Origin of the sequence: Paraburkholderia sp. HC6.4b, from assembly GCF_014200875.1 — a bacterium.
GTDB classification, from domain to species: domain Bacteria; phylum Pseudomonadota; class Gammaproteobacteria; order Burkholderiales; family Burkholderiaceae; genus Paraburkholderia; species Paraburkholderia tuberum.
Map to the genome: position 1 here is coordinate 221,704 of NZ_JACHDC010000002.1, position 13,085 is coordinate 234,788.

A 13,085-nucleotide genomic window follows, 5' to 3' on the forward strand; every position below is an offset into this window, starting at 1 on the left:
TACGCAGTGTCGAGGCGACAGATAGTGGCGTCAAATTAGCCGAAAAGCAGGGCGGGTATCAGTGCAGCTAATATGCCCGGCGTGCCCGGGCACCCGCGGGCAAGCTCACGGGCGCTCAGCGTGCCGGCTGATGAAACATCGTATGGATAGTCTCGCGCAGCCACGCGATGCCGGGGTCCGCCGCGAACTGCGAGTGGGAGTGCACCTGAATTTCGATCGGCGGCAGCGGAAACGGCAGCGGCAGAATCCGGAACGCCTTGCCGCGGTTGAAGCGCTTCGCGATGCTTTTCGGAAAGATCACGGCAAGATCGGTATTCATCACGATCTCGGGCGCAACGACGAAATGCGGCAGCCGCAGCACGACCTCGCGCTTCAGGTTCAGCTCGTCGAGCCATTGCTCGACCATCCGATGCCCGGTCGCATTGGTGCTCGCGTACACGTAGCGTAGCGCGCTCAGATCTTCGCGGCTCGGCCTCGTCTTGCGCAGCGGATGACCGGCGCGCACCACGCACACGTGCTCGTCGACGAACAGCGTCCGGCTCACGCAGCCCGCGTCGAGACCCGGCACATAGCCGAGCGCGAGATCGACTTCGCCGGCGCGCATCGCCGCGCTGACCGACTCGACCGGCACATTGGCAACCTCGATGCGGATGCCGCGCGCTTCGCGATCGAGCAGCGCGGCGAGCGGGGGCAAGAAGTAGAACTCCGACATGTCCGACATCGACACGCGAAACACCCGTCGCGCGGTCGACGGCTCGAACTTCGCCAGCTGCTGCACGGCTTCGTTGATGATCGCGAACGCTTGCGCGAGCGGCGGATAGAGGCGGTACGCGGCATCGGTGGGGACCATGCCATTGGGCGTGCGCGAAAACAGCGGGTCTTCGAACAGCGTGCGCAGACGGCGCAGCGCATGACTGACCGCCGGTTGCGTGAGACCGAGCCGATCGCCGGCCGCCGTCAGACTGCGCAGGTCCCAGATCGCGAGGAACACGCGCAGAAGATTCAGATCGGCGATGCCGGGATTCAGCTTGTTCATGCGCAGCTCTCGCAAACTAAGGCACGTCGCTGGGCCGCGCGACGCGCCGGTCAATATGCGGCGAGGTTACCGTAGATGCTGCGCATTGCAAAATGCGGCGTCGCCCCGCTGTACGGCGGCAGCGCCTGGAAGTCGCGGCGCATCGCCTCGCGCACCGGCGACGCGAGCGCATCGGTGAGCGCGCTCGCATCGTCGAACACGACCTTGTTGCTTTGCATCGCGCTCGCGCGCGCAAACGGCAAACCGCTGCGGCTGTCGATGCGCGTGTAGATCTCCATTTCGCGCAGCGCCGGCAATTGCAGCATCAACGGCGGATGATGCGCCAGATAGTGCGTAAGCCACGCGTTGAAGTCTTGCGCGACGCCCTCGTATGCGACCAGATAGGTGCAGCGTTGCGCGTTGTCTTCGACCGACGCAGCCTGCGGTGGCGCGAAGATGCGCACGGCCATCACCTGCTGCGAGAAGCTTTGCGGGCTGAATTCGGCGCACATGGCCGAATGCAACGCGTGCGCGATCGCGCCGTCAGGTTCGAGCGCGGCTTCGAGCGGCTCGAGTTCGTCGAAGTACCACTGCAGCACGCACGACGGCGCATCGGCCGCCGGCGCGATACGCGCATCGACCTGTCCCGCGATCGGCTCGTGCACGATCAGCTTGCGCAGCCCCGCGACTTGCGTGGCGGCCCGCAGCAGCGCGGGCGGGTCCGTGAGCGATTGCCGCGCGTCGCGCGTGCCGATCAGAAAGAGACAGACCTGCATCGTCATGCCGCCTCGCAAGCCGCGACACCGGCACGCGCAAGCCGGTGGAACTGCCTGCCGAAGTAGACGAGGCCATCGCCGTCATCGCGCGTGGCGATCCGCTCGATCCGCACGAACATCACCGAGTGCGAGCCCACCGTCTTGCTGTCGACGATCTGTCCTTCGAGGCTCGCGAGCGCGTCGCCAAGCACCGGAGCGCCGAGCGCTCCCGGCTGCCACGCGCATTGATCGAAACGCGCGTCCATCGGGCAACCCGTCATGCCCGCGAACACGCGCGCCAGGTCCTGGCAGTGCGCGCCAAGGATGTTGATGCACAGGTTCGCGTTTTCGTGCATCACGTCATGCACATAGCTCGATTGATTGATGCACACCAGCATGGTCGGTGGCGTATCGGTCACCGAACAGACCGCGCTCGCGGTGATGCCGCAGCGCCCGCGCGGACCATCGGTCGTGATGATGTTGACGGCCGCGCCGAGGCAAGCCATCGCGTTGCGGAAGTGCGTGCGCGTTTCGTCGTGCGTCATGACAGTCGCTCCTACGTCGCTCAGGGATAGGGCGTGACCGGCGGTATGCCGACGAACAGCGCGCCCGACGCGTCGTAGGTGCCTTCGCCGAGAAACGCGTGCTGCGTAACGACGATCGAATCGCGCACCATCCGCTGCATGCGGCTCTCGCGATAGATCGCGCCGATGCCAGCCATCTTGTACGCCTGCATGACCACCTCGGCGCACGTATGCGCGGCATGCGTCGCGGAGAGCCGCAGCAGATTGGCCTCGCTGGGCGACACGGGGTCGCCCGCCATGACCGTGCGCCACGAAGTTTGCGCCGACTCGAAGAAGAACGCGCGCGCGCTGCGCAGATTCGCTTCCGCCTGCGCGAGACCCGAGCGATAGTACGCGCGGTCGGCAAGACGCGGCGCGCCGGTCGTCGTTCTGGTTACGCCGGACATACCGGCTAGCAGGTCGAGCGCCGCGCGCGCGAGCCCGAGGTTCACAGCCGCATGCACCTGTGCCTGATATGCGACGGCGGGGTAGCGGTAGAGCGGCTCGTCGATCAGCGGCGCACCGCCGCGCACGAAGGTCCATTGCTCGTCGACGAACTTGTTTTTCAGGCGCAGATCGTGGCTCCCGGTGCCTTGCATGCCGACCACGTTCCAGTTGTCGACGATCTCGACTTCGCTCGCCGGAAACACGGCCGTGAACGGCTTGCCCGCGTTCGTGTCGCCGACCTTGCCCGGCGCGCCACCGATGCCGACGCCGAGCCAGTCCGCGCCCTTGCAGCCGCTCGCGAAACGCCATTGACCCGACACGACGTAGCCGCCGGGCGCACGCTCGGCCGGTTGCAGGGGATACAGGCCGCCCGCGAAAACCTGGTCCGGACCGGACGCGTAGATGCGGGCCTGAGTCTCGACCGGCAGCGACGCAAGATACGTGTTCGCGGAGCCAAAGGCCGCGACCCATGCGGTCGAACCATCGGCGATCGCGATGCGTTCGAGCATCGCCAGAAACTGTGGCGGCGGCAGCGCGTCGCCGCCGAAGCATTTCGGCGTGCTCGCGCGGAAGATGCCCGCGCGCTTCATCTTCAGGATCATGTCGCGCGGGACGTGTGAAACCGCATCGAACTCGTCGCGGCGACGCTCGACTTCGGTGATCAGGTCATCGAGCGACAGCGGGCCCGTGTATTCGGGGTAGTCCTCCTGCGTGTCGATGATGGGTGCGTCGGCGGTGCAAGCGCGGGCGCTGGCGGTATGAACGGCGTGCATGCGCGTTACCTCTTGATTCAGTGATGTGAACGATGTCATTCGGTTTCCTGATGCGCTTCGATGCGCATCGCTTTCGGATAGGTCTCCCGGGCGAGCAGCGTCGCGATGACGGTGATCAGACCGAGCACGCCGAGATACAGAGCGACCGGCGTCGCGCTGCGATAGTGCGCGAGCAGCGCCGTGGCGATCATCGGCGACAGGCCGCCGCCGAGCACCGAGGAGATTTCGCGCCCGATGCCAAGCCCCGAGAAGCGCAGATGTACCGGCAACAGTTCGCTGATGAACGCGGGCTGCGCGCCTTCGAGGATGCCGAGGGTGAGGCTGTTCGCCAGCACGAGGGCCGTGATCACTTTCCAGTATTCGCCGGAGGCGAGCAGCGCAAAGTACGGCCATGCGACGAGCACCATCGCGATCGCGCCGGCGAGATACACGGGCTTGCGTCCGACCTTGTCGGTCAGGTAGCCGAAGAACAGCGAGAACGGAATCATCAGCAGCATCGAAAGAGTCAGGCCGCCGAGCATCCAGCTCGACTTGATGCCGAGGAACTGGCCATACGCGATCGAGAACGCGAAGAAGATGTACGACGCACCGCCTTCGCCGAAGCGCAAACCGAAGATCGTCAGCACTTCGCGAGGACATTGGCGCAACACTTCGATCACCGGCATTCGGGTGTCGCGACGCGTTGCCTTCGCTCGAGCGAACGCGGCGCTTTCGCCGACCGAGCGGCGCATCCACAAGCCCAGTGCGACGAGTGCGGCGCTGCAGAGGAACGGAATGCGCCAGCCCCAGCTCAGGAAATCGGCAGACGACAGGTTCTGCACCAGCAGGAACGCACCGGTCGACAGCACGAAGCCGAGCGCCGCGCCGCACGGACTCCATGCGGCGAGCGCGCCGCGCTTCGATTGCGGCGCGTTCTCATGGATCAGCAGGATGCTGCCGCTCCATTCGCCGCCCGCGGCGAGCCCCTGCACGATGCGCAGACACACGAGCAGCGCCGGCGCGGCGAGGCCGATCTGCTGGTAGGTGGGCAGCACGCCCATCAACATAGTCGCCGTGCCCATCGCGAACAGCGTCAGCATCGTCACGAGCTTGCGCCCGTAGCGGTCACCGAGATGTCCGCACAGCACACCGCCGATCGGCCGCGCGATGAAGCCGACCGTGAAGCCGCCGAACGCGGCGATGGTGCCGGTGAGCGGATCGCTGCCGACGGGGAAGAACAGCTTGCCGAACACCAGCGCGGCGGCCGTTCCATACAGGAAGAAGTCATACCATTCGAGGATTTGACCCAGCACGGCGGTCGTGACCGCGCGTCGTACGCCGCTCGTCGCGGCGGCGGATCGGCGTGATGCGAGCGGGGCGCTCAGATCGGAATTCACGGCGTCAGAGTTCATGGCTCAGGGAGAACGAAGATTGAGGTTCCCGCATGACGATGGCTCTACGCAGCGGGGCGAATCACATCCGGACGACATGGCTGCACGATATGAGCGGCGATAAACGCGGTCAAATTCGGGCCAAAAATGGTCGATATGAATGGCGTGCATGGGCGAGGCCCGGGTCGGGCGACGCGCGAATGGTGAGGAGTTCCAGGAGGTGGCGCTACGGTGAGGGTTTACGGGAGCGGTGGGCGGGATGCGCGACGGCTCACGCGGTGTGCGTCGGAACGGCGATTGGGATGAGGTGCGTCGAAGCGCGCACCACGTGCTTCGCTGGCTTCAGCGTTGTGGTGAACGATTGCGTTTCGGACCAGCGAGCGCGGAGCGCGTCGGTGTCCAGTGCGCGAAAAACACGCTGGAATGCAGGCCTAAAAGTTGAAGCGAGCCTGTTGAGGTGAGGTATTCCAGGATGGTGAGGATTTCCAGGAGTCGGGAGAACGACGCTTTGTGCGCCATGGTGAGGAGTTCCAGGAGGTCGGCCCCGCATTCGAGACCTCGCGCTCGCGGCAATTGCTCAATCCGGGTAGAACGGAAGCCTTTGGCTCCCGAAAAACCTCACCTGGGGCGATCGCTCACGTTGCTTACGGCTCCGTCAGAACTTTACCTTCAGCTGAAAACCAATCGTAAAGGGCAGATTGTCCGATGGGATCGGCGGAATGACGATGAAGTTCGCGCCGACGCGCTTGTATTCGAGCATCACGATCGGCGCGACCACCGGGCCGATCGTGTGATTGCTGCCAAGCCCCCAGTTGCCATAGTTATAGCCGGAGATGATCCCGCCGATCGCCGCGATCCGCACGATTCCCCAATGCGCGAACTCCGGCGCCCACACGCCGCCGCCGTAGTAGGACGGCCGACGCAGCGAGTTGCGAAAGCCGCCGGCCGTCAGCGCCCACTGGTTGTTCAGCCAGCATTCGACGCCAAGCCCGGGATTGAACTGCTCGAAGTGCGTATCGGGATCGGGGTTGATGTGATACGAGCCGAGCATCGCGTCGACCCATACACCGCCGTCACACCAGTTGCCCGCGTGCGCCGCGGAGAGCGCCGCGAAGCTGGCGAAAAGCGTCACCGCGGCGCGCCGGATATTCTTGTTCATCTGCCTGAAGTGCATTTCTTCTCCGTCACCGGTCGAGCGCCGGTGTCATGGTGTTCTGGCGATCCGCGTGCCGCCCGTCGCGCACTGTACCTGAAGCCGTGCGGTCGATGTCGAGGACTCGCTCGGCCGGCCGGGCACGCGACGTGCCCCCGCAGCCGCCACGATAACGGAGAACCGATGGCGCCGTGATGAACAAGCGGTGAAGAAGTTCGCGGCGCGCATCGGGTGCGCCGCCGGCGATGAATGTGGTGGGGACGTCTACAGACCGAGATCGGACAGGCTGGGGTGATCGTCGGGCCGCCGGCCGAGCGGCCAGCGATACAAGCGGTCGGCTTCGCGGATCGGCAGGTCATTGATGCTTGCGTGACGATGCGCCATCAGACCATGCTCGTTGAACTCCCAGTTCTCGTTGCCATACGAGCGGAACCAGTTGTTCGAATCGTCGTGCCATTCGTACGCGAAGCGCACCGCGATGCGGTTGTCGGTGAACGCCCACAGCTCCTTGATCAGCCGATAGTCGAGCTCCTTCGCCCACTTGCGGCGCAGAAAGCCGACGATCTCCGCGCGGCCATGCACGAATTCGGCGCGGTTGCGCCACACGCTATCCGTCGTGTACGCGAGCGATACGCGCTCGGGTTCGCGGGTGTTCCACGCATCTTCCGCGGCGCGCACTTTCTGGATCGCGGTATCGCGAGTGAATGGCGGCAGCGGCGGGCGGGCTTCGATCGTATCGGTCATGATGGTTCCTCCGTCAGGTGGCGGTGCGCCGCGATGGCGGCCGTTTGATTGCGGCGGGTTTCGCTGCCGCATCGAGCAAGGTCTTGCCAACCGCCTGCGCGTCGAGCGCCGCATCGGCTTCGCCGCTCACGAGCGCCACCGCGATCGCGCCGTCGAGCAGCACGAGCCATTGCCGCGCGAGCGGCGCCGCGCGACGCGCATCGATTTCGGCTTCCACGACGAACGCGACGCATTCGGCACGCACGAAACCGAGCAGCCGTGCCTTGTGTTTGCGCGCGACGACGCGGATCGGATCGTCGGCGGATTCGATTTCGCCGGCCGCGTTCAGAAACGCGCAGCCATGAAAATCCGCCGATGCGAACCACTCGCGCAGCACGTCGAACATGCCGAGCAGGCGTCTGCGCGCGCCCTTGCCGCGCCGTTGCGTGCCGGCGATAAACCAGTTCATCCAGCGCTCGTCGCGCCGTTCGAGCGCGGCCGCGATTAGCGCATCTTTCGACTCGAAATGCGTGTAAAAGCTTTTGCGCGCGGTGCCGGACTGCCGCACGATCGCATCGACGCCGGTTGCATGGATGCCGCCGGCGTAGATGAGCGCCTCGGCGGCATCGAGCAGCCGCTCGCGCGCCGTGCCGGGCTGGGCCGCGTCGTTTGGATCGGTCGGAATCGTTTCGTGTGTCATGGACGAAAAGGTAGAACGATCATTCTCCATCGTCAAGTTTTTCTTCGAGCTTCGGCGCTGTGGGTGCGCTTGCTGCTATCGTGATGGAGATCGCTTGATCACCGCTCAACCGGAATCGCTTCGATGAAACCATCCTCCGTTCGCACCGCGTGGATGCGCGCGCTGCTCGCGCTGCTCGGCGCAACGCTGCTGGGCGCGGTGGCCTGCACGCCGATCCAGGTGCTCACGCATTCGGTCAGTCAGAACGAGGCGCGCGTGCCGCCCGGACGCTACGACATCGATCAGGACCATACGAGCATCACGTTCGATATCGATCACTTCAAATACACGCGCTTTACGATGCGTTTCGATCGCAAGCAGGGGGAGCTCGACTGGAACGACGGCGGCCTCGAGCGCAGCACGGCGTCGGTCGCGATCGACGCCGCGAGCATCGACACGAACGTGCCGCTGCTCGACAAGATGGTGAAAAGCGACAGCATGCTCGACGTCGCGCGCTATCCGCAGATCCGCTTCGCGAGCACGCGTTTCGAGCGCACCGGCGAAGCGCGCGGCACGCTGAGCGGCGATCTGACGATCCGCGGCGTCACGCAGCCGGTCACGCTCGACGTCACGTTCAACGGCTTCGCGCCCGATCCGCTAACGAAAAAGGACACGCTTGGCTTTTCCGCGGACGGTCATTTCAGCCGCGCGAAGTTCGGTCTGTCTACCTGGTATCCGGCCGTCGGCGACGATATTCACGTGCGCGTCCAGGCCGAGTTCGTGAAAACGCCCGCAGGCGCGTAAGCGCGCTGCGGGCGTCAGCGTTCAGACGGTGAAGCACCGACTCAGGCAGAGGTCCAGTCGAGAATCACCTTGCCGCTTTCGCCGGAGAGCATCGTCGCGAAGGCTTCCTGATAGTCGTCGACCTTGAAATGGTGGGTGAGGATCGGCGACAGATCGAGGCCGCTTTGCAGCATCGCGACCATCTTGTACCAGGTCTCGAACATCTCGCGCCCATAAATGCCCTTGATTTCAAGGCCTTTGAAGATCACCTGGGTCCAGTCGATCGCGGTTTGCGCGGGTGGAATGCCGAGCAGCGCGATCTTGCCGCCGTGGTTCATCGCTTCGAGCATGCCCGTAAACGCACTCGGCACGCCCGACATTTCGAGTCCGACGTCGAAGCCCTCGGTCATGTGCAGATCGTGCATCACGTCGCGCAACGATTCGCGCGACACGTTCACCGCGCGCGTCGCGCCCATCTTGCGCGCGAGTTCGAGGCGATAGTCGTTGACGTCGGTGATCACGACGTTGCGCGCGCCGACGTGCCTGGCGATCGCGACCGCCATGATGCCGATCGGCCCAGCGCCGGTAATCAGCACGTCTTCGCCGACGAGGTTGAACGACAGCGCCGTATGCGTCGCGTTGCCGAACGGATCGAAGATCGCGGCGAGATCGTCGGAGATTTCAGGGGGGATCTTGAACGCATTGAAGGCCGGAATCACCAGGTATTCGGCGAACGCGCCCTCGCGATTCACGCCGACGCCGATCGTGTTGCGGCACAGATGCCGGCGGCCCGCGCGACAGTTGCGGCAGAAGCCGCAGGTGATGTGTCCTTCGCCCGACACCCGATCGCCGATCGCAAAGCCGCGCACTTCCTGCCCCATCTCGACGATTTCGCCGACGTATTCATGGCCGACGTGCATCGGCACCGGAATCGTCTTCTGCGCCCAGTCGTCCCACTTCCAGATATGAATGTCGGTGCCGCAAATCGCGGTGCGCGTGATGCGGATCATCACGTCGTTATGACCGACTTCGGGCTTCTTCACGTCGGTCAGCGTGAGGCCCGGTCCGCGTTCGAGTTTTGCCAATGCTTTCATCTGCTTCTCCATTCGAATCACGCGGCGATCACGTGGTGATGACGCCGAGCTCGCGGCCGACGCACGCGAACGCCTCGACGGCACGGTCGATCTGCTCCGGCGTGTGCGCGGCGCTCATCTGCGTGCGGATGCGCGCGCGGCCACGCGGCACCACCGGGAACGAAAAACCGATCACGTAGACGCCTTGCTTCAGCAGCGCATCGGCCATCTTTCCCGCGAGTTGCGCGTCGCCGAGCATGACCGGAATGATCGGATGTTCGCCCGGCACGAGCGTGAAGCCGAGCGCGCTCATCGCGCGGCGGAAATGCGCGCCGTTTTCGCGCACGCGGGCGCGCAGCAGCGCCCCTTCATCGCTGGCGAGCAATTCGAGTACCTTCAGCGACGCCGCCGCGATGCTCGGCGTGAGCGTGTTCGAGAACAGATACGGGCGGGAGCGCTGCCGCAACAGTTCGACGACTTCCTTGCGCGCCGCGACGTAGCCGCCCGACGCGCCGCCGAGCGCCTTGCCGAGCGTGCCGGTAATGATGTCGACGCGCGCCATCACTGCGCAATGCTCGGGCGTGCCGCGACCGTGTTCACCGATGAAGCCGACCGCGTGCGAGTCGTCGACCATCACCAATGCGCCGTACCTGTCGGCCAGATCGCAGATGCCGGCGAGGTTCGCGATGATGCCGTCCATCGAGAACACGCCGTCGGTCGCGATCAGTTTGAAGCGCGCGCCCGCCGCATCGGCTTCCTGCAGGCGCGCTTCGAGATCGCCGAGGTCGTTGTTCCTGTAGCGAAAGCGCTTCGCCTTGGACAGCCGCACGCCGTCGATGATGCTCGCGTGATTCAGCTCGTCGCTGATGATCGCGTCGTTTTCGTCGAGCAGCGTTTCGAACAGGCCGCCGTTCGCGTCGAAGCAGCTCGAGTAGAGAATGCAGTCGTCGGTTTGCAGGAACGCGGCGAGCGCCGCTTCGAGTTGCTTGTGCACGGTTTGCGTGCCGCAGATGAAGCGCACCGACGCCATCCCGAAGCCGTCGCTGTCGAGGCCTTGCTTGGCGGCTTCGATCAGCCGCGTGTCGTCGGCGAGACCGAGATAGTTGTTTGCGCAGAAGTTCAGCACGTCGCTGCCGTCGGCAAGACGCACGTCAGCCGACTGCGGACTCGCGATCACGCGCTCGCTCTTGTAGAAGCCGTCGGCGCGGATCTGGTCGAGGGTGCCGCGCAAATGGGCAAGATATTGGTCACGCATGAACGGGACTCCTGAGAGTGATGGCGCCCGCATTCGCATGCGCGCGGGAAGGGCGGCCTGTTATAGTCGGTTGTCAGCTTTATCGGATATTTTCGTTTTTCCGAACTAAAATCCGGTATATCGAACAACTCTAAACGATGGGTCTGGAAATGGCAAGTTCGGGTACACGCCGCACCGCGTCCAATGCGGCGCCCACCTCCGCCAGCGCGGCATTACCGCCGAGTGCGGCGATTGCGGCGCCGCCGCGCGTCGGCGAACAGATTCAACGGCTGCGCGCCGAGCGGCGCATGACGCTCGATGATCTGTCGCGCGCGGCCGGCGTGTCGAAATCGATGCTCTCGGAAATCGAGCGCGACAAGGCCAATCCGACGATCGCGGTTGCATGGCGGCTGACCAATGCGCTCGGCGTAAGTCTCGATTCGCTGTTTGCGCCGCCGAAGTCGCCTGAGGCAATCGCCGTTTCCGGACCGCGCGATATTCCTACGCTAAGCGGTCACGAAGCGAAATACCAGTTGCGTGTGTGGGGACCGATCGAGCTGGCCGGCAAGTTCGAGTGGTACGAGTTGACGCTGCAGCCAGGCGGGGCTCTCGTGTCGAACGCGCACGAGCCAGGCACGCGCGAGCATCTGACCGTGCTGCACGGCTCGATCGAAATCGAGGCGGCCGGCGCGACGAAGCGGCTCAAGGTCGCGGACACCGCGCGCTACGTCGCGGATGTTCCGCACGCGATCCGCAACGTCGGCAAGAGCGAGGCGAAAGCGCTGCTGGTCGTGATTCACGGTTAGGCCGTTCGGCCAGGTTGCGCCTGGTACTGTATGTTTGTACAGTATCGGGTGTCGATTGGAGCCGAGAATGAACAACCTGAAAACCGACCCTACCGATCAAACTCTCGCCGCGCTGCGCTTCCAGACCGCCGCGCGCGATCTCGAACATATCGTGCACAGCATCGCCGCGCGCTACATCGTCAGGCAGGTGCCGCTCACATGGCGTCTGCTCCATGCCATCGAAGCCGAGGCGCTGGCCGATCTCGGTTTTGCCAGCCGGCACGACGCGCTGATGCTCGGGCTGTTCCAGCGCCCGTCCGACCTGCCTTATCCAGAAACCGATGACGGCGTGGATTTCGGCACCTCCAACGCATTGCCAGCCGTTTTTGCGTTTGCCGTCAATGCGTACGAAGAAGCGGCGCGGCAAGCGGCGCGCCGGGCGGCGCTGCCACGGCCGGCCGATGCGCCCTTAAAGCGCGCCCGGGCGTGGGGCGGCTAATGGCGGCACCACGTCGGGATGGCCGGATCCTCTTCCCTTCCTCGCGGTCGGCCTTGCGGCGGTCAGCGCCTACAATACGCGGACCAAACGGTGCAACTAACGGAAGGATTGCCCATGTCACCTCCTCATCTGTCCGACCCCGTTCCCCGTCCCGCGCCCTCCACCGATTTGTTCGATCAGCAACGCGAAGACTGGCGTCGCGACCCGCAGGTCGCGTTCGATGCGTGGCTCGCGAAGCAGCACTTCCGTCGCTCTTCGGCGTTGGTCTATCAGGCGCAGTGGGGGCAGTTTCTCGATTGGCTCGGCGCGCGGCAACAAAGCCTCGCAACGGTCGACACGCCCGCGATCGCCGAATTCGTCGCCAGCCTCGAGATTCGCAGAACGCAGCGGATCCGCTATTTGCGGCTTATCGAGCGCGTGCTCGATCACGTGCGCGAGATCGAATCGGCGTCGACCAACCCGGCTCGTTTCATCGCTCAGGACGGGGAAGCCGCGTGGCGCAATGCGCGCGACAATGAGCCGACCGGGTTTCTCACGCATGCGGAACGCACTGCGTTGATCGCGCGGCTGTTCGCGCCGTTGCCGGCGTTGTCGACCGCGCAGCGCTGGAGAGAGCGACGCGATCGCGCGTTGATCGCGGTGTTTCTGGGCGCAGGACTGAAGACGGGCGAAGCGGGAGCGCTTACGGTTAGTTGCGTGAGAGAGGGCTCGCCGTGGGTCACGATCGAGTCCGCGAATCCAGTGCTGACGCGGCGCACGCGACTCGCGCCGTTCGCAACGGCGATTCTCGACGCCTGGCTAGCCGAACGCCGGCTGACGCAGCTAGCCGGCAAGCTTGTGTTTCCCGCATCGCCGTCGGGCAGGCCGATGCATAAGGCCACGATGCTGCGCGCAGTGGATGCGCTCGTCGATGCAGCGGGGATTGCCACGTCGCGCCAATCGCGCGCGAGTCCGCAGACCTTGCGCAACACGTTTGCGGCGGACCTTTTCGAAAGCGGGGTAGAGGCCGAACAGGTCGGTCAATGGCTCGGCTTCGTGCAGGCGGTGTCCGCGAACCGGCTATATCGCGCGTGGCAAACGTGGATTGATCAGCAGGATTCGCCCGCGACAGAGGAGCCGGATCCAGCTGCGGCACCGTTGGCCGAGCCCCGCCGTGACGGGCGTTTGACGAGGAAAACGGGAGCCGGCGAACCCTGAAGAACCTCACCGTTGCGGTCCCGAATTTCCTCACCT

Annotated in this window: 15 protein-coding genes; 4 read left to right on the forward strand and 11 right to left on the reverse strand. The window is 64.8% G+C overall.

Annotation, left to right across the window (positions count from 1 at the left end; all coding sequences use genetic code 11):
* Window positions 1-115: 115 nt before the first annotated feature.
* The 9 genes from HDG34_RS03260 to HDG34_RS03300 all read right to left on the reverse strand — a co-directional run bounded on the left by HDG34_RS03260 (window position 116) and on the right by HDG34_RS03300 (window position 7,499).
* A complete protein-coding gene (locus HDG34_RS03260; RefSeq protein ID WP_184057664.1) occupies window positions 116-1,036 on the reverse strand; it encodes a LysR family transcriptional regulator in 921 nt (306 codons plus the stop codon).
* Window positions 1,037-1,086: 50 nt separating this feature from the next.
* Window positions 1,087-1,791, reverse strand: coding sequence for an EthD family reductase (locus HDG34_RS03265; RefSeq protein ID WP_184058015.1), 705 nt, complete (start codon window positions 1,789-1,791; stop codon window positions 1,087-1,089).
* Window positions 1,792-1,793: 2 nt separating this feature from the next.
* A complete protein-coding gene (hpaC, locus tag HDG34_RS03270; RefSeq protein WP_184057665.1) occupies window positions 1,794-2,315 on the reverse strand; it encodes a 4-hydroxyphenylacetate 3-monooxygenase, reductase component in 522 nt (173 codons plus the stop codon).
* A gap of 20 nt (window positions 2,316-2,335) precedes the next feature.
* Complete coding sequence (locus tag HDG34_RS03275; protein WP_184057667.1) at window positions 2,336-3,553, reverse strand: acyl-CoA dehydrogenase family protein; 1,218 nt, start codon at window positions 3,551-3,553, stop codon at window positions 2,336-2,338.
* 35 nt (window positions 3,554-3,588) lie between these two features.
* A complete protein-coding gene (locus HDG34_RS03280) occupies window positions 3,589-4,944 on the reverse strand; it encodes an MFS transporter (RefSeq protein ID WP_184057669.1) in 1,356 nt (451 codons plus the stop codon).
* A 321-nt stretch (window positions 4,945-5,265) separates the two neighbouring features.
* A complete protein-coding gene (locus HDG34_RS03285) occupies window positions 5,266-5,442 on the reverse strand; it encodes a hypothetical protein (protein WP_184057671.1) in 177 nt (58 codons plus the stop codon).
* 136 nt (window positions 5,443-5,578) lie between these two features.
* Entirely contained in the window at window positions 5,579-6,097 is a 519-nt protein-coding gene (locus tag HDG34_RS03290) for a hypothetical protein (RefSeq protein ID WP_184057673.1), read from the reverse strand.
* Between the two features lie 243 nt (window positions 6,098-6,340).
* On the reverse strand, window positions 6,341-6,820 hold the full coding sequence (locus HDG34_RS03295) for a nuclear transport factor 2 family protein (protein ID WP_184057675.1): 480 nt from the start codon (window positions 6,818-6,820) through the stop codon (window positions 6,341-6,343).
* Between the two features lie 13 nt (window positions 6,821-6,833).
* The gene (locus HDG34_RS03300) at window positions 6,834-7,499 is read right to left on the reverse strand and encodes a TetR/AcrR family transcriptional regulator (protein ID WP_184057676.1); all 666 of its coding nucleotides are present in this window, start codon (window positions 7,497-7,499) and stop codon (window positions 6,834-6,836) included.
* Between the two features lie 123 nt (window positions 7,500-7,622).
* On the opposite strand from HDG34_RS03300, the gene HDG34_RS03305 reads away from it, so the two are divergent.
* A complete protein-coding gene (locus HDG34_RS03305) occupies window positions 7,623-8,282 on the forward strand; it encodes a YceI family protein (RefSeq protein WP_184057678.1) in 660 nt (219 codons plus the stop codon).
* Between the two features lie 41 nt (window positions 8,283-8,323).
* Here HDG34_RS03305 and tdh read toward each other — a convergent pair whose 3' ends face one another.
* Together tdh and HDG34_RS03315 are read right to left on the reverse strand one after the other, a co-directional pair.
* A complete protein-coding gene (gene tdh, locus HDG34_RS03310; RefSeq protein ID WP_090810329.1) occupies window positions 8,324-9,355 on the reverse strand; it encodes an L-threonine 3-dehydrogenase in 1,032 nt (343 codons plus the stop codon).
* Window positions 9,356-9,383: 28 nt separating this feature from the next.
* Complete coding sequence (locus HDG34_RS03315) at window positions 9,384-10,589, reverse strand: glycine C-acetyltransferase (RefSeq protein WP_184057680.1); 1,206 nt, start codon at window positions 10,587-10,589, stop codon at window positions 9,384-9,386.
* A 137-nt stretch (window positions 10,590-10,726) separates the two neighbouring features.
* On the opposite strand from HDG34_RS03315, the gene HDG34_RS03320 reads away from it, so the two are divergent.
* The 3 genes from HDG34_RS03320 to HDG34_RS03330 all read left to right on the forward strand — a co-directional run bounded on the left by HDG34_RS03320 (window position 10,727) and on the right by HDG34_RS03330 (window position 13,049).
* Window positions 10,727-11,374, forward strand: a complete 648-nt coding sequence (locus HDG34_RS03320) for a helix-turn-helix domain-containing protein (protein WP_184057682.1) — start codon at window positions 10,727-10,729, stop codon at window positions 11,372-11,374.
* A gap of 67 nt (window positions 11,375-11,441) precedes the next feature.
* Complete coding sequence (locus HDG34_RS03325; protein WP_184057684.1) at window positions 11,442-11,852, forward strand: DUF2471 family protein; 411 nt, start codon at window positions 11,442-11,444, stop codon at window positions 11,850-11,852.
* A 114-nt stretch (window positions 11,853-11,966) separates the two neighbouring features.
* Window positions 11,967-13,049, forward strand: a complete 1,083-nt coding sequence (locus HDG34_RS03330) for a site-specific integrase (protein ID WP_184031072.1) — start codon at window positions 11,967-11,969, stop codon at window positions 13,047-13,049.
* Window positions 13,050-13,085: the final 36 nt, after the last annotated feature.